Origin of the sequence: Paraburkholderia dilworthii (assembly GCF_000472525.1) — a bacterium.
GTDB classification, from domain to species: domain Bacteria; phylum Pseudomonadota; class Gammaproteobacteria; order Burkholderiales; family Burkholderiaceae; genus Paraburkholderia; species Paraburkholderia dilworthii.
The window spans coordinates 62,019-78,375 of sequence record NZ_AWZT01000015.1; the positions used below are offsets into that span (position 1 = coordinate 62,019).

Annotated in this window: 14 protein-coding genes; 8 read left to right on the top strand and 6 right to left on the bottom strand. The window is 61.9% G+C overall.

Annotation, left to right across the window (positions count from 1 at the left end; genetic code table 11):
• Window positions 1-102: 102 nt before the first annotated feature.
• The 4 genes from F759_RS0115360 to F759_RS0115375 all read right to left on the bottom strand — a co-directional run bounded on the left by F759_RS0115360 (window position 103) and on the right by F759_RS0115375 (window position 3,257).
• Window positions 103-366 (bottom strand): hypothetical protein, encoded by a 264-nt coding sequence (locus F759_RS0115360; protein WP_244438834.1) that lies wholly within the window; start codon window positions 364-366, stop codon window positions 103-105.
• Window positions 367-662: 296 nt separating this feature from the next.
• Window positions 663-1,736 (bottom strand): DUF6765 family protein, encoded by a 1,074-nt coding sequence (locus tag F759_RS0115365; protein WP_027800634.1) that lies wholly within the window; start codon window positions 1,734-1,736, stop codon window positions 663-665.
• 201 nt (window positions 1,737-1,937) lie between these two features.
• Window positions 1,938-2,339, bottom strand: coding sequence for an FKBP-type peptidyl-prolyl cis-trans isomerase (locus F759_RS0115370; protein ID WP_027800635.1), 402 nt, complete (start codon window positions 2,337-2,339; stop codon window positions 1,938-1,940).
• A gap of 60 nt (window positions 2,340-2,399) precedes the next feature.
• Window positions 2,400-3,257, bottom strand: coding sequence for a carbon-nitrogen hydrolase family protein (locus F759_RS0115375; protein ID WP_027800636.1), 858 nt, complete (start codon window positions 3,255-3,257; stop codon window positions 2,400-2,402).
• A 219-nt stretch (window positions 3,258-3,476) separates the two neighbouring features.
• Between F759_RS0115375 and F759_RS0115380 the strand changes: the two genes are divergently transcribed.
• From F759_RS0115380 to F759_RS0115410, 5 genes are all read left to right on the top strand, one after another.
• Entirely contained in the window at window positions 3,477-6,158 is a 2,682-nt protein-coding gene (locus F759_RS0115380; RefSeq protein WP_027800637.1) for a ligase-associated DNA damage response DEXH box helicase, read from the top strand.
• Complete coding sequence (gene pdeM, locus F759_RS0115385) at window positions 6,155-6,817, top strand: ligase-associated DNA damage response endonuclease PdeM (protein ID WP_027800638.1); 663 nt, start codon at window positions 6,155-6,157, stop codon at window positions 6,815-6,817. Before F759_RS0115380 ends, pdeM begins: the two co-directional genes overlap by 4 nt.
• A 329-nt stretch (window positions 6,818-7,146) precedes the next feature.
• On the top strand, window positions 7,147-8,535 hold the full coding sequence (locus F759_RS0115395) for an FAD-binding oxidoreductase (RefSeq protein ID WP_027800639.1): 1,389 nt from the start codon (window positions 7,147-7,149) through the stop codon (window positions 8,533-8,535).
• Window positions 8,536-8,735: 200 nt separating this feature from the next.
• A complete protein-coding gene (locus F759_RS0115400) occupies window positions 8,736-9,326 on the top strand; it encodes a BPSL1445 family SYLF domain-containing lipoprotein (protein WP_027800640.1) in 591 nt (196 codons plus the stop codon).
• 236 nt (window positions 9,327-9,562) lie between these two features.
• Complete coding sequence (locus F759_RS0115410; protein ID WP_027800641.1) at window positions 9,563-11,050, top strand: SulP family inorganic anion transporter; 1,488 nt, start codon at window positions 9,563-9,565, stop codon at window positions 11,048-11,050.
• 69 nt (window positions 11,051-11,119) lie between these two features.
• On the opposite strand, the gene F759_RS0115415 is transcribed toward F759_RS0115410, so the two are convergent.
• Window positions 11,120-11,659, bottom strand: coding sequence for a YbaK/EbsC family protein (locus F759_RS0115415; RefSeq protein WP_027800642.1), 540 nt, complete (start codon window positions 11,657-11,659; stop codon window positions 11,120-11,122).
• A 202-nt stretch (window positions 11,660-11,861) separates the two neighbouring features.
• Here F759_RS0115415 and F759_RS0115420 point away from each other — a divergent pair, with 202 nt between their 5' ends.
• Window positions 11,862-13,187, top strand: coding sequence for a YihY/virulence factor BrkB family protein (locus F759_RS0115420; RefSeq protein ID WP_027800643.1), 1,326 nt, complete (start codon window positions 11,862-11,864; stop codon window positions 13,185-13,187).
• A gap of 402 nt (window positions 13,188-13,589) precedes the next feature.
• Window positions 13,590-14,783 carry a porin gene (locus tag F759_RS0115425; protein ID WP_027800644.1) on the top strand — a complete coding sequence of 398 codons (1,194 nt, stop codon included), beginning with the start codon at window positions 13,590-13,592 and terminating at the stop codon, window positions 14,781-14,783.
• A gap of 240 nt (window positions 14,784-15,023) precedes the next feature.
• On the opposite strand, the gene F759_RS0115430 is transcribed toward F759_RS0115425, so the two are convergent.
• Window positions 15,024-15,896 carry a proteasome-type protease gene (locus F759_RS0115430; protein WP_027800645.1) on the bottom strand — a complete coding sequence of 291 codons (873 nt, stop codon included), beginning with the start codon at window positions 15,894-15,896 and terminating at the stop codon, window positions 15,024-15,026.
• A 174-nt stretch (window positions 15,897-16,070) separates the two neighbouring features.
• Between F759_RS0115430 and F759_RS44085 the strand changes: the two genes are divergently transcribed.
• On the top strand, window positions 16,071-16,322 hold the full coding sequence (locus F759_RS44085) for an Arm DNA-binding domain-containing protein (RefSeq protein ID WP_244438835.1): 252 nt from the start codon (window positions 16,071-16,073) through the stop codon (window positions 16,320-16,322).
• The last annotated feature ends 35 nt before the right edge of the window (window positions 16,323-16,357 follow it).

Below are 16,357 nucleotides of genomic sequence, written 5' to 3' on the forward strand. Positions count from 1 at the left end.
TCTTGGCTTCCGACTTATTTTCGCCTTTGCTTATCCCGGCGCCCCCACTTCTCCCTGCTTTATTCGCCTTCTCTTTTATCTTTCCAATTGTTGCAGGACAGATCAGGTTGGTGTAAATACGACAACCTGGCGGTCGGCAATGTATCTCACACTGCGCAAAAAGCGGTACTGCTGGTCGTCCGCGGTGATCCGGTTAAGTCCTATTCTGGTCAACGCCAGGATCTCGTCGGCCTGCTGGGCAGGGATGACGCCTTCGTCGCGCAGATCCTCCAAAGCGCCTGACGGATCGCCGACATAAACGCTGCGCACGTGCGTGCCGATTCGCATCAGGACCACGCTTTCGCCCTCGTCGAGCGCCAGTTCCAAGTAGTCCGCCAGCGTTCGCAACGACTCGGGCGTAGAGGTCTGGGACTGATAGATCGCAGCATTCGATGGCGTCATGTCGGTTCCCCGTCACCCATATCAAGAAAAGGCCGCCGCCGCGCGTCGCAGCAATAGCCGCTTCTACTATAGGCAAGCATTCGAAGATTCAAAGGCTCCCAGTTCACTTTTTGACGCCGCTTTGGCCGGTAACCGTGCGTTACCGATCCTGAAGTGCTGTTTCATCTCTTTCCGGGACACCGGTCGACCAAGCGAATGCCACCAATTCGCACGCGAATGCGTCACGCAATCCGCAGGCCATAGGCCGGCAGCACTTCCTGGGTCGTCACGAAACGGTGTTGCTTTACCGCGTCGTGAAAGAGCCGGTAATCGCTCTTCTCAAATGCCTCGGTCCACATCGGTTTATCGCCAGAGTCGTCTTCGCCGCGAAGGCCGGTGGCTTTGTACTTCCATGAGCCGATTCCCTTCGGCACGTAGTCCGGAATCGACTCATTCAAGCCGGGAATGCCGCCGTTGTTCACCACTTCGCAAATAGCGCGCAACCGCTCGCCGTCGTCCATGATCCGATTCGTATCGAGCAATTCGGTGACCGCTTCTTTCACGTTTTCCGGCATCCCCGCTTCGTTTTCGAAATCTTCACGGCCGGCCAGATACGCGCGCACGGCGCGGCACGCCATTTCCGCGGCCTCCACGAACTCGGGCAAGTTGTGGCGCTGTATCAGCACGTTCCTGCCGTCGATGTAGTGCCACTTTGCCCAAGGCTGATCGGGATAGTGCAAGGCGGCGCCGTGTCCGACGGGTAGCGCGAGCGTAAGCACGTCTTCCTCGACGTGCTCGATCAGGTGCTGCATGGCGAGCGTCAGGTTGGCAAGCCAGCCAGTGCGCGTGCAATCTTGTGCCTCCAGGGAATGAACCCGGTTCCCCGGGCTTTCGATACCCGCGAATCCCTGGTGCGCCCACGTATCGACATACGTATGAAGCGTCACGCCGAGCCGATGCAAACCGGTCTCGGTGCCGCGCTGACGGATTGCACGCCGCACGATGTCGCGCGCGACTGCGCTGTCCGCACGGCATACTGCTTTCTCCTCGAGCGTTGCGCCCTCTCCTGCCGGCAGAAAATGAAACGGCGCCCACACGAGCCGGTTCTGGTCGTTCTCCGTGTTCGCGTAGTCGAACATCTTATGTGCAGTGGCGAAGCGCTCGAACGTTTCTCCGCCCTGGAAGCGGAGAATGCCCGGCGTCGTTGCGTCGTCGACATACTGACATGCGTGGGCGACTGTCAGCGCCTGGCTGGGCGTCATTCCGCCAACTCGCGCGACGATATAGACCACGCCATAGTGAAAGTCGATATTCATGCAGACGCTCCCCATGCACGATGAATGAGAACAACAGCATTGGTAAACGAGCGAGCGGCCGGGGACTTAAAAAGATGCCGCTATTTGCTGTTATTTTTCCTCTTTCGTCGGCCCGACTGCCATTGGGCCAATGCCACGCCAATAAAAAAACCCCGCTGCGTTATCCGTAGCGGGGCTGGTTTCAGCGCATTTTGCGCCGCCCTATTTGACGATGTCGACCAGTTCGACTTCGAACGTCAAGTCGCTGTTCGGCGGAATGGTGCCCACGCCCCGGCTACCGTAAGCGGTGGCGGCCGGGCACGTCAGCTTGGCCTTGCCGCCCACTTTCATGGTCTGAACGCCCTGGGTCCAGCACGGAATCACGCGATTGAGCGGGAATGTTGCGGGACCGCCGTGCTTCGCGGACGCGTCGAATTCAGTGCCGTTGGCAAGCGTGCCGCGATAGTTGACCTTGACGACATCGGTGGCCGCGGGCTGCGCGCCGGTACCCTGCACGAGGTGCTCGACGATCACGCCTGAAGGCAGCTTCTCCGTAGTGGGAGCGGCAGCCATTGCCGTGGACGAAAGTACAGAGGCAGCGAGCAGAGCAACGATAGCTTTCAAAACGAATCTCCAGATGGGTAGTACAGCGGTTCATTCTAGCGCAACGATCCTTGTGCGCCGCTAATCTATCCGCCGTATCGCATGGTCGCCGGCCGGCGCATCGCCATGCGCGACGAAGTCCGCGAGTGCTGTTTCGCATTCGCGGACGTTAGCGAGCGTTGCGGGATCGAGCAGCGCGGTGATCACTTCTTCGCGTTCGCGGCTGGCTTCTGCAATCACGTCGCCATACGGACTCCAGATCGCGCTCGCGCCGCAGGTGTTCCAGCCGCCGGTCGTGCCGATATGATTGGACAGAAGCACGTACAGCGTGTTGTCGAACGCGCGTGCTGGGAACCAGATACGCGACTGGTGATAGCCGGACTTGACGCTGAATAGCCCGCTCACCAGATAGGCATGCGCACCGTTCACAGCCGCGAGACGCGCATGCTCGGGAAAGCCCGAGTCGTAGCACACGCCGAGCGCGAGCCGCCAACCGTCGAGTTCCAGCATGCAGCCCTGCGTGCCTGGCCGGTAGATCCCGGCTTCGCTTCTATATAGGTATTGCTTGTGGTACGGCTCGCCATCTTCGCCGCGACGATCGAACACGAGCGACGAAATATGCAGACCGTCTGCACCGCGCGTGGCCGCACCGACAATGGCCGCAATGGCGCGCCGGCTGCACACTTCGCGAATCGGATCGAGCCGCGAATCCGCTGGATCGAACGCGTACTGTGCGGGGTCGCCGGCAATCAGGCCAGGCTCGTAGCCGCTCAGGAACTTCTCGGGAAAAACCACCAGTCTTGCTCCGCGATCAGCGGCAAGACCGGTCAATTCGACCGTCTTCGCGATGTTCGCCGCCACATCTGCGCAAACCGGTTGCGTCTGAGCAGCCGCGATTTGCAATGGCACTCTCGGCAACGACGCCAGCTTGTTATCCACCGTAAACTCCGTTATGAATCGAACCGCAGGTTGAGCGCCGGCGCGATTGCCGGCGGGGTTGGGACAAGGCGCGTGTAGAGCCCCGGCATTTAAACACGGACGGTTGCGGCGTGTCAGTGCGAGGATGTCGTGAACCAGCGCAGTGCGCGCGCGGTCCACATAGGACATGCATTGCGAGCAATCGCCGCGATGCGAACCTGATGCTACTGAGCGCTTTCGATGAACGAACCCGTCGATCCCGACAACCATGACCTTCCGTCGCCTTCGGTTGTACCGGAGCGGCGCCGCGCGCCGCGGCCGCGGCGCATTCCGCGCAGCCGCGAGCAGCAGGCGCGGCTCGATGCGCGCGAGCCGGCATTCGAGCCGCTGCCGTTCGCCATCGACGAAGATGCGATGCGCCGGCCTTTCGCCGACAAGCTTCAGGCGTGGTTCGAAGCGCGCCGCTGGCTGCCATTCGATTTTCAGCGCGAGGTCTGGCGCGAAATGGAACGAGGCGCGAGCGGCTTGCTGCACGCAACCACCGGGGCAGGTAAGACGTGGGCCGTATGGTTCGGCGCCCTCGCCGCATCGGCGGCAGGCTCGAGGTCAACGTCTGCATCCACGTCCACGCCCACATCTGCACTCACCAGCAAGCGCGCGGCACGCACGCAACCCGAGCCGCTCACCCTCCTCTGGATCACGCCGATGCGCGCACTCGCGGCCGATACCGCACGCGCATTGCAAGGCTCGGCGAACGAGCTGGCCGTGCCGTGGACAGTAGGCTTGCGAACCGGCGACACATCCAGTGCCGAACGCGCGCGGCAAAACCGGCGCATGCCGTCCGCGCTGATCACCACGCCCGAGAGCCTGTCGCTCGTCCTCACAAGGCCGGACGCACGCGAAGTACTGTCGCATGTGAGATTTGCAATCGTCGACGAATGGCATGAACTGCTTGGCAACAAGCGCGGCACGCAGACGCAACTCGCACTTGCGCGGCTCGCGCATTGGCGCCCGGAATTGCAGGTGTGGGGTTTGTCGGCGACGCTCGGCAACCTTGCGTTCGCGGCCGATGTACTGCTCGCAGCGGTCAGCACGCCGCGCGTGAGCGTTCATGGCAACCTGCCGAAAGCATTGATCGTGGATACGGTCATTCCAGAGACCATCGAGCGATTTCCGTGGGGCGGCCATATGGGAATGCGGCAGGTCGAAGCAGTGGCCGATGCAATCGGACAAGCGCGTACATCGCTCGTATTTACGAACACGCGCTCGCAATGCGAGGTCTGGTATCAGGCATTGCTCGAAGTGCGGCCCGAATGGGCCGGCGCGATCGCACTGCATCACGGTTCGCTCGACCAGGAAGTCCGCGAGTGGGTCGAGCGCGGCTTGAAGAGCGGCCTGTTGAAAGTGGTTGTATGCACATCGAGCTTGGACCTCGGCGTCGACTTTCTGCCGGTGGAGCGTGTATTCCAGATCGGCTCGCCCAAAGGCGTCGCGCGTTTGATGCAGCGAGCAGGACGCTCCGGCCATGCGCCGGGGCGTCCATCACGCGTGACGATCGTACCCACGCATGCACTCGAACTCGTCGAAGCAGCAGCGGCGCGCGAAGCGGTTGAAAAGCGGCAAATAGAAGGCCGCGAAACGCCGGAGAAACCGTTCGATGTTCTGGTTCAGCACCTGGTGACAGTGGCGATAGGCGGCGGCTTCAACGCGCACGACCTGTACGACGAAATTCGCAGCGCGTACGCGTACCGGTATCTCGCGCAGAATGAATTTGATTGGGCATTAGGCTTCGTGGAAGGCGGCGGCACCGCGCTGCGCGCGTATCCGGACTACCATCGCGTGGTGCGCGAAAGCGACGGTCTATACCGTGTGTCACGTGAGGATCTGGTGCGGCGGCATCGCAATAACGTCGGCACGATCGTCGCGAACGGCACGCTGAATGTCGCTTATCTGGCGGGTGGACGCATTGGCGCAATAGAAGAGTCGTTTATTTCGCGGCTCAAACCGGGCGATATCTTCACGTTCGGCGGACGCGCGCTGGAATTGATTCGCGTGCAGGACATGACTGCATGGGTCAAGCGCGCGACGTCCGTGCGCGGTGCCATGCCGCAATGGGCGGGCAGCCGCATGCCGCTCTCATCAGAACTCGCCGACGCGACATTGACGATGCTCGCGCGCGCCGCCGGCGGCATTTACAACGAACCGGAAATGCGCGCGGTTCGGCCGCTGCTCGAATTGCAGCAGAAGTGGTCGGCGTTGCCGCAGCCTGGTGTCCTGGTCGCGGAAGTACTCAAATCGCGCGAGGGTCACCATTTCTTCTGCTATCCATTTGCAGGGCGTACTGCGCATATCGGTCTGGGCGCATTGCTCGCATGGCGGGTCGCGCGTGAAAAGCCGGGCACTTTTTCTATTTCGATGAACGACTATGGTTTTGAGCTGTTGTCCGCGCAACCATTCGACTGGGCCGCGGAACTGGAGACCGGTTTGCTGTCGCCCGAAGAACTGGATCACGACATTCTCGCGAGCCTTAATTCGTCGGAGTTGTCGAGACGACGTTTCCGCGAGATCGCGCGTGTGTCGGGACTCGTGTTCCAGGGACATCCCGGCCAGCAGAAAAGCGCGCGGCAATTGCAGGCCTCCAGCGGCCTCTTTTACGAGATTTTCCGCAACCATGACAGCAGCAATCTGTTGCTAAACCAGGCAGACGCCGAAGTGCTATTGCAGGAACTCGACGCCAAACGCATTCGCTCGGCACTCGAACGGATGAATGAGAGCCGCCTGGTTCTCACGCGCCCCAAAAAGCCTACGCCATTCGCGTTTCCGCTCATCGTCGGGCGCTTGCGCGAAAAAGTCAGCACGGAGAAGCTCGCGGATCGTGTCGAGCGGATGCTAGCGGAACTGGAAAAGGCGGCCCGCACATGAAGCCTGCTTCGTTGCGTGTCGAAATCGCCGGACACGCACTCGTGCTGTCCAGCTTGCGCGCGGCGTTCGATCCCGCGCTCCGTTGTCTTTTCGTCGCCGATGCGCATCTCGGCAAGGACGCGGTATTTCGTGCGCGCGGTGTTCCCGTGCCGGTCGGCTCGACTGCCGACAACCTGATGCGCCTCGACATTCTGATTGCCGAATTCGAGCCGGCCACGCTCGTGTTTCTCGGCGATCTACTGCATGCGCGCGAGGCGCATAGCGACGAAACGCTAAATGCGTTGCACGTCTGGCGCGCGCGTCATGCAAGTTTGCAGGTCGTGCTCGTTGAAGGCAATCACGATCGGCATGCGGGCGCCCTACCCAGTACGCTCAACGTCGACTATGTGCAGGAGCCGTGGCGCATCGGACCGTGGGCCTTGTGTCATCACCCGCAGACGGTCGACGGTGCTTATGCACTGGCCGGCCATTTACATCCCGTCTATCGAATCGCAACCCACAACGACTCCGTTCGCGTGCCGTGCTTTCGTTTCGGCACAGAATATGGCGTACTGCCCGCGTTCGGCGGCTTTACCGGAGGTGCGCGCGACGACGGCCGTGCCAATGGTGAAAGAGTTTTTGTGGTGACGCACGAGAAGATCATCGAGGTGCCGCGCTAGGCGTTCATGCAACGCATTGCCGCCTTGTCGTATCTGTCGCGGCCAGGCGCTCGGACAGCGCGATAAACCAACACTTTCGCGCGCGTTTTTTTTGCAAGCACATGCACCATACGCAACGCGCGCCCTGCTCACGTCCCCTTCGATGCCGGCACACGCCCGCCCTGCGGGCTTCGCCGGAAGCAGGAAGTCGCACGCGGGTTTACGTGTGTTTGCCGAAGCCGAACAGCCCCGTTTACTGGACGCTGAACCAACCTGCCAAGATGCTTTCGATCTGCGTGGTCAGTCAACGGTGCTGCAAGAGCGCCCTCACAAAACCCTGGAGACAAGCCATGACTCAAGTGTCGAGCAGCGCCATCGAAGAACTGAAAACCGCTGTACGAGGGCAACTCGTGCTGCCCGACGATTCCGGCTTCGACGAAGCACGCAGCATCTGGAATGCAATGATCGACCGCCGCCCTGCGATGATCCTGCGCTGCGCCGGTGTCGCCGACGTGCGCCGCGGCATGGCCTTCGCGCGCGATAACGAATTGCCGCTGGCGATTCGCGGCGGCGGTCATAACATAGCCGGCAGCGCGCTATGCGACGACGGCCTCGTAATGGACTTCTCGCTGATGAAATCGGTGCGAATCGATCCTCTCGCGAGACGCGCGTATGTCGAACCGGGCGCGACGCTCGCGGACTTCGATCATGAAGCGCAGGCTTTCGGGCTTGCGACGCCGCTCGGCATCAACTCGACTACCGGCGTCGCGGGCTTGACGCTCGGCGGCGGTTTCGGCTGGCTCAGCCGTAAATACGGCATGACGGTGGACAACCTGATTTCCGCCGACGTCGTCACCGCCGGCGGTGAGTTGCTTCGCGCCAGCGCGGAATCGAATGAAGATATGTTCTGGGCGATTCGCGGCGGCGGCGGCAATTTCGGCGTGGTTACTTCATTCGAGTTTGCTCTGCATCCGGTAGGACCGATGGTGTACGGCGGACTCGTCGTATTGCCGCTCGATCAGGCGAGGGACGCGCTCGTCAAATATCGCGCGGCGGCCACGGACATGCCCGATGATCTGAGTGTATGGGCCGTTCTGCGACTCGCGCCGCCGCTCCCGTTTTTACCCTCCGACGTGCATGGCCAGCCGGTCATCATCTTCGCGATGTGCTACACGGGACCAACTGCGAACGGACCTTCGGCGGTGGCGCAAGTGAAGACTTTCGGCACGCCGGTCGGCGAACATCTCGGTGAAATGCCGTATGCAATGTGGCAACAGGCGTTCGACCCACTGCTCGCGCCGGGATCGCGCAATTACTGGAAGTCGCACAACCTCGCCGGCATCGACGATGGCCTGATCGAAGCACTGCTTCAGTCGATCCGGAATCTGCCGTCTCCCCAGTGCGAGATTTTCTTTGGACAGATCGGCGGGCAAACGCAGCGCGTGCCTGTTACCGCGACCGCCTATTCGAGCCGCGATACGCAATACGCGATGAACGTGCACGGCCGCTGGGAAGATCCCGCCGACGACGAGCGTTGCATCGCGTGGGCTCGCGCCTTCTTCGACGCCGCAGCGCCTTTCTCGCTCGGCAGTGTCTATGTCAACTTCATGACGCAGGAAGAAGCCGGCCGGGTCGCCGACGCGTACGGTCCGAACTACGAGCGGCTGGTCGCCGTGAAAAGCCGCTACGACCCGCACAACCTGTTCTGTCACAACCAGAACATTCGCCCAGCCATGTAGCGCCGAACAACGCGAGTCGCCAGGCGTGGCGGCGTGAATGCCTCGCTGCGCGGTCCACCGTGTCGCCTTTGCGCGGGCGACATGAGCAGGCACGGCAAATGCTACCTTATCATTGACACCGGTCTCACGGCCGGCGTCACGGCATTACCGTTTCATCGATAAAGAAAAACCACTTCGATAACGTAAAAGGACAAACAGACATGCGCAGACGACAATTCATCACGACGGCCGGCGCGGCTTTCGCTACCGCAGGCCTCGGCCTGGCCGGTTGCACCACCACGTCCCAGTCTTCGAACGCGTCGGCGTCCGCCAACGCCAGCAAGCGCGATACGATCAACGCGGGTGTCGACTCCACGCTTTCGCGGCTGTACGCGAACGTCGGCGGCTCGCGCGAACTCGTGGCGAAAGCGCGCGGGGTGCTGGTGTTTCCATCGGTGATCTCGGCGGGCTTCTGGGTCGGTGGACAATACGGCGAAGGAGCGCTGCGTGTCGGCGGCCGCACGACCGGCTACTACAGCACGGTGGCCGGCTCGTTCGGCTTGCAGATCGGCGCGCAGTCCAAAGCGCTCATCTTCCTTTTCATGACGCAGGAAGCACTCGACAAATTCCTCAATAGCCAGGGCTGGGCAGCCGGCGCGGACGCGACCGTCGCCGTGCTGAAGGTCGGCGCGAACGGTGCGATCGATACCTCCACCGCGACGAGTCCCGTCGAAGCATTCGTTCTGACGAACGGCGGCCTGATGGCCGGCGTGTCGCTCGAAGGCACCAAGGTCTCGCGCCTCATCATCTGATAGATGTCAGAAGCCACGCGGCCGCCTCGCGGTCCGCGTGGCGGCCGTTGATCGCCTCCTTGCCCGGATGGGCGAACACGCTCATGAGCGTCGCCGGTCAAAAAGGCCGGCCTGCTGTAAAATCCACCCCTTTCGCAAACGCCCGGCCACCGAAGCACCTCAGGCCGGGACGCTCATGTTGCCCGGCATATGCATCCCAAGATGCAGCGCTCGCGCGGCAAACCACCTCACTCAAGATGAATACCGCTAGCCCTACTCACGGTTGGCCCGCCAGGCTTTCCGGTATCCGCAGCAATGTGCTCGCGGGTCTGACTTCGTCGTTCGCACTCGTGCCCGAATGCATCGCGTTCGCGCTCGTCGCACATCTCAATCCGCTAATGGGCCTGTATGGCGCATTCTTCATCTGCACAATCACCGCGCTATTCGGCGGCCGCCCAGGGATGATATCGGGCGCAGCCGGCTCGATGGCGGTTGTCATCGTGGCGCTGGTCGTTCAGCACGGCGCGCAGTATCTGCTCGCCACCGTGATACTAAGCGGCGTACTGATGGTGCTGTTCGGCGCATTGCGGCTCGGCAAGCTGATCCGCATGGTCCCGCATCCGGTGATGCTCGGCTTCGTCAACGGACTTGCAATCGTGATTGCGACGGCGCAGCTCGCGCATTTCAGGCAAAGCACGTCGCAAGGCGAAGCATGGCTGCACGGCAGCGACCTCGCGATGATGTGCGGCCTCGTCGCGCTGACCATGCTGATCGTTTATGTGCTGCCGCGTGTCACGCGGGCCGCGCCGCCCGCGCTAGTGGCGATTGTGGGCGTCGGCGTGTTCGCACAACTGCTGCATCTGCCCACGCGCACGCTCGGCGATATGGCGCACATCGCGGGCGGGCTGCCGAGCTTCAATATCCCCGATGTCCCGCTGAACTTGCAGACGCTGCAAGTCGTGCTGCCGTATGCGGTGTTGATTGCGATTGTCGGGCTGCTTGAGACGCTGCTGACATTCAATCTGACCGATGAAATCACCGAAACTCGCGGCCAGCCGAACCGCGAGTGTCTCGCGTTGGGCGCCGCGAATATCGCCTCCGGTCTGTTCGGCGGCATGGGCGGTTGCGCGATGATCGGCCAGACGATGATCAATCTGAATTCGGGCGGCCGCTCTCGGCTGTCGGGCATCGTCAGCGGCGTGATGATTCTGATGTACATCCTGTTCCTGTCGCCGCTCATCGAACGCATTCCTCTTGCAGCGCTAGTCGGCGTCATGTTCGTGGTTGCACAGCAGACTTTCGCGTGGGGCTCGCTGCGCGTGCTCGGCAAGGTGCCGCGCAACGACGCACTGGTGATCGTCGCGGTCACGATCATCACGGTGTTTTCAGATCTGGCGATTGCCGTGTTGTGCGGCATCGTGATTGCGGCGCTCAACTTCGCGTGGCAGCACGCGCGCGAAATTCACGCACATGTCGAAGATCGTTCCGGCGACAAAACCTATGTGCCGCGCGGCACGCTGTTTTTTGCCTCCACCACGCGTTTTCATGAGCTTTTCGATCCGCAGCAGGACCCGGCGGATGTCACGATCGACTGTAGTCATCTGCTGCTCGCGGATCATTCCGCGCTTGCGGCATTGCAAGGTCTTTACGAGCGTTATCGCAAGGCCGGCAAGCAGTTGCGCGTGAAGAACCTCTCCGAGCGCAACCAGCGCTTGCTGAGCCGCGCGGGTGTCGGGTTCGCCTAAGCGATGCGCTGAGGCTTTGACGGCGCTCGCGTTTTTGCGGTGTGCTCTGAGCGAGCACGCCAACGACGTTCACTCCGCGGCCAGCGTCATGTCGAACACTTCGCAACGCGGCCACTGGCGCAACACGTCCGGTGCGAGCAGCAGCTTCGCCGCGCGGATACCCGCTCCCATCACGATCTGCGCGCGCTCCATCACGGCGGCATCGACGAGAACGCGCCAGTCCGCCGGCAAACCGAAAGCCGTAATGCCGCCGAACTCCATTGCGCTCAGTTCGACCGCGACCTCACGCTTCGCGAACGACAGCCGCTGCGCGCCGAGCGCCGCCTTCACCGCACCGTTGACGTCGAGCCGCAACGACCCGAGCGAAACCAGCGCAGCGTAATGTTCGCCACCGTCTTTCCTGTAGCGCATCACGATCGTATTCGCGCAGTCTTCAAGACCGAAGCCGTAGCGCGCGCTGAAGGCGGCGGTGTCGGAAGCGTCGTCGGCCACGGAGAAAACTGTTACGCCTTGCGGCGGCAACTCCGCGAGAACATGTGGGGGCAAACGCGCGGCGAGTTCTTCCGCGGGAATCACGTCCAACTGCTTTAAGGCTTCGTGCGAGTGCATGGTGGTCGATAGATGTGGATGGGCGAGCCATCGCATTCTAGCGGCACACGCGCGGCGGCGCACCGGCGCATGGCGCGCGGCGCGACCGCGCTTGCTATAGTCACAGGCACAAGGTTTGCGAAAGACAGCGATACGAGGCTGCACAGCGCTGGCTGAGTGGATCGCCTGCCGTCCAGCGCCCGTACCTATCGAGACTTCGACTATGGACATCGACACGCTTTCCGCCGAGCACCTCCAGCACGTGGCTCGCACGCAGGCGAACTGGGCGCTCGGAGCGCTCAAGCAGTTTTCCGAAGACCGCTGCACGGCAATGGCAGCCAGCATCGCGTTCTACGCCGCGTTTTCTCTCGCGCCGACACTCGTCATGGTGATCGCAGTGGCCGGCTGGTTTTTCGGCGCGGAGGCCGCGCGCGGCGAACTGTTCGATCACATTCACGGACTGCTCGGCGACCAGGCCGCGGCAGGCGTGCAGACCATCGTCGAGAACGCGCATCACAGCGGCAGCGCGGGCGGCGTCGCGGCCATCATTTCGTTTTCGATGCTCGCGATCGGCGCCTCAGCCACTTTCTCGTCGCTCAATAGCGCGCTCAATGTCGTGTGGCCGTACACCGGTCCGCGCACATCGAGCGTGATCGCGCTGGTGCGCGTGCGGCTGATCTCATTCGGGCTCGTGCTCGGCGTCGCCTTTCTGCTGATCGTCTCTCTCGTGCTCGATACGGTAATCACGTTTATCGGCAAGTGGCTGTGGGGCGACTCGCCGTATGTCGCGATCGGCAATCTGCTGCAACTCGGCGTCGGCTTGCTCGTGCTCGCGTTTGCGTTCGCCGGCTTGCTCAAATTCCTGCCCGATGCAAAGGTGCGTTGGCGCGATGCGCTGGTCGGCGGAATCGTCGCGGCGGTGCTGTTTACGGCCGGCAAGAAGCTGTTCGCGCTGTATCTGGCGCACGCGGGCATGGCGAGCTCGTTCGGCGCGGCCGGCTCCCTCGCCGTGCTGCTGATGTGGCTGTACTTCTCGGCTGCCGTGCTACTGCTCGGCGCGGAGTTTTCGGCTGCGCGCGGCCGTCTTCACGATCCACGTGGCGGCTGGGCCATGCAAGGCGATTCGCCGCCGGGAAGCCGCGCGAAACTCGCGTCGGTGCTGGCAGCGTCGACGGTCCCAGCGAACGCGGCGTTCCACGCGCATGAGCAGGCGTTCGATCGCAGCCCGCTGCCCGCTGAAGCCGGCGGCGCGTTCGCGGAAGCGGGAACCGCCGCGTCGGCGGCTTCGGTCCCACGACGCTTGCAACTGCGCAAAAAACCGTCGGCGCGGGCCACGGCGCTCACCGTCGGACGCTCGGTGATCTCGGCGGAAGCCCAAGCGACGCATCTCGCGGCGGTTACCCTGGTTGGCGCAAGCCGCAAAGCCGTTGCGGCGAATCGCTACGTGCGCCAGCATCCGTGGAGATCGGTCGCATTGGCCGCGGCCGCCGGGCTCGCGGCGGCCACCATCGCGCGTCATAAGCGTGACGACGACGTCGCGCCAAAATAGCGCAGCAACTGCGGCCACGTGGCGCGCCCCGCGATGGTGCAGACAGTGATCACAATCGGCGGGGCCTGTCTAGCCCGCTTTCCAGCTAATGCTCAGCGTGCTGACTGGACACCCTCCAAAACCCGAATGCGGCGTTTAGACGACTTCATTACATTTACATTACAAATAAATGCCAGACAGCATGGGAGCGATGCCATCACTGTCAACAAAACAACAATAATGCGAATGCAACGAAACAATATTGCCGAAAAGGAAACAATCGCTAACTGGCTTTAAATACAAGGCTTTGCGCGAGTTGTCGGTTTTTGGCGACACTCTTTTTTTTCCAGTTCTTACCGATTGACGGCGTGAGCTATTCTCCTTTCCGCAACAAGTAAACTAATCATCTGCGTGGAGAAATGGATGAAACGAATCGCACTGTCTACCCTCTCGCTGGCGCTGCTCGGCGCTACCGGCGCTGCACACGCTCAAAGCAGCGTGACCCTGTATGGCTTGATCGATGAATCGATCCAGTTTGCGCATAACACGACCGACGCAGCGACAGGCACCCGCAACACCAACCAGGTTGGCCTGGTTGCCGGCAACCTGCAAGGTAGCCGCTGGGGCTTGAAGGGCACAGAAGATCTGGGCGGCGGTCTGAAGGCGATTTTCCAGTTGGAAAACGGCTTTGATCCGAACAGCGGCCGTCTCGGCCAAGGCGGCCGCATGTTCGGTCGTCAGGCGTATGTCGGCTTGACCGGCGATCAGTGGGGTACGGTCACGCTGGGTCGCCAGTACGACCCGCTGGTCGATCTGGTTCAACCGCTCACGGGTGACAACTACTTCGGTTCGACGTTCACGACGCCGGGCGACGTGGACAACAACGACAACTCGTCGCGCACGAACAACGCTGTCAAGTACACCTCGCCGGTGTGGGGTGGCTTCCAGTTCGAAGGCATGTACGCGTTTGGCGGCGTCGCCGGCCAAGCGGGTTCGGGCCAATCCTGGGCGGGCGCCGCAACGTATGCAACGGGTCCGTTCAGCGTTGCAGCCGGCTACTTCCGCCTGAACAACGGCAATACGCTGGCTAGCCGCACGGCCGGCACGCCGCCGTCGACCGGCTGGAACGGCAGCACGTCGGATGGTACGTTCGACAACCAGGTCAACGGCGCATACGCCGCGGCCAAGTCGGTCGGTATCGCTTCGGTTGCTGTTCAATACGTGGCAGGTCCGTTCACGGCCAACCTGCGCTATAGCAACGCGCAGTACAAGCCGGATGCGTTCTCGGGCTTCGGCTCGACCCAGAAGTACAACGTCGGCGGCGCATACCTGGGCTACCAGGCAACGCCGGCACTGCTGGTCGGTGTGGGCTACATCTACACGAAGGCTAGCGGCGACGCGAGCGCAACGTATCACCAGGTTTCCCTGGGCGGCGACTACAACCTGTCGAAGCGCACGGATATCTACCTGGTCGGCGCATACCAGCACGCGAATGGCGATCAACGCGCTTCGAACGGTGCCCTGGTCAGCGCAGGCGCAGCAATCGGTTCGTACGGTTACAACTCGGCTTCGAGCTCGCAAGAAATCGTTAGCCTGGGCATCCGCCACAAGTTCTAATCGAGCTTGACGGACTGCTGAAGCTTACGCAGTTCAAACCAGCCACCGGCTTCCGCCGGTGGCTGTTTTTTTTCGTCCCCCGCTTTTGACTACCGTCATCAAAAGTTCGGCTGGGCACAAAAAGAAAAGGCCGCCGACGCACCCGCACAGCGAGCTTGTGGCGACCTTTCCTCTGACTAGATTGCACTTCCCGATGCGCTGCGTCGATTCCTGCACGCAGCGTCGAGCACTGCGGAACCGTTATCTGCGCTGCGCCTTGCCTTTCTCCGCCTGCGCGAGAGTCTGCGCGGGCTTTGCATCGTGTTCATGTTCGATGCCATCCGCGCCCACCGGCGCGCGATGCAGCACCAGTGCCCGCTCGCGCTGCAACATCGGCACATTGGGCGATTCCTGCCAGTCGGGATCGGGAATCTCGCCGAACACCTGACGCAGCCGCTCGCCCCACGTGCGATGGATCATCTCGAAGTAATCGTTGTCGTGATCGATGGACACAAAACGTGTGACGCGCAGCGCGTCCTTCTCGTACACCAGCAGATCGAGCGGCATCCCGACCGACAGGTTGGAACGCAACGTCGAATCCATTGAAATGAGCGCGCACTTTGCGGCTTCGTCCAGTGGCGTGGAAGGCGTCAGCACGCGGTCGATAATCGGCTTGCCGTACTTGGCCTCACCGATCTGAAAATACGGGTTGACGGCCGACGCCTCGATGAAGTTGCCCGCCGCATAGATCATGAAGAGGCTCGGCCGGTTGCCAGCAATCTGGCCGCCGAGAATGAAGCTGCAATTGAACTCGACGCCGAATTCCTGCAACGCTCCCGCCTCCCGCTGATGCACCGAGCGCACTGCGCGGCCGATCACACGTGCCGCGTCGGCCATTGTCGGCGCGCTCCATAGCGTGGGCTGTGACGGATCCGTCGGCTCGGACAGTTCGTGCAGCACCGCCTGCGTAAGCGACAGGTTGCCTGCGCCCAGCAGCACGAGCATGCGCTCGCCCGGCTGTTCGAACACCGACATCTTGCGCGCGGTGCTGATGTGGTCGACGCCCGCATTGGTCCGCGTGTCCGAAAGGAACACGAGGCCTTCGTCGACGGACATCGCTACACAATAAGTCATATGCTGTATCTCGGTAGCCCGCCCTGTCTTACCAGAGAGAACAATTATTTAAAAATCAATGTTTTACCGTCCACCACACCCCAAGACATCCTCGAGAAGCGCATCGTTTTTGGGTAGCTACGTGGGTAACCAGAGACTTATAATCAATAAGCCCCATCTCCCTAGGTCTCTCACATGCCGCGCCTGCATCACGCGTTGGATGACGTTCAGATCCGTCACTGGATCGCCCACAAAAAACCCGTCGCCAAGGCAGACGGCGACGGGCTCACGTTCGCGCTTTCCCAGAATGGTACTGCATCCTGGATGCTTCGCTACCGCAGAGGTACCCGCCGACGCGAGCTCACGCTCGGCAACTACCCCGACCTCACACTCGCGAGCGCGCGCAGGCTGACGGGCGCATCGCGTTGCCATCGACAACGGTGCTGACCCAGCCGCGGACAAGAAGACCGAAAAGGCACGAA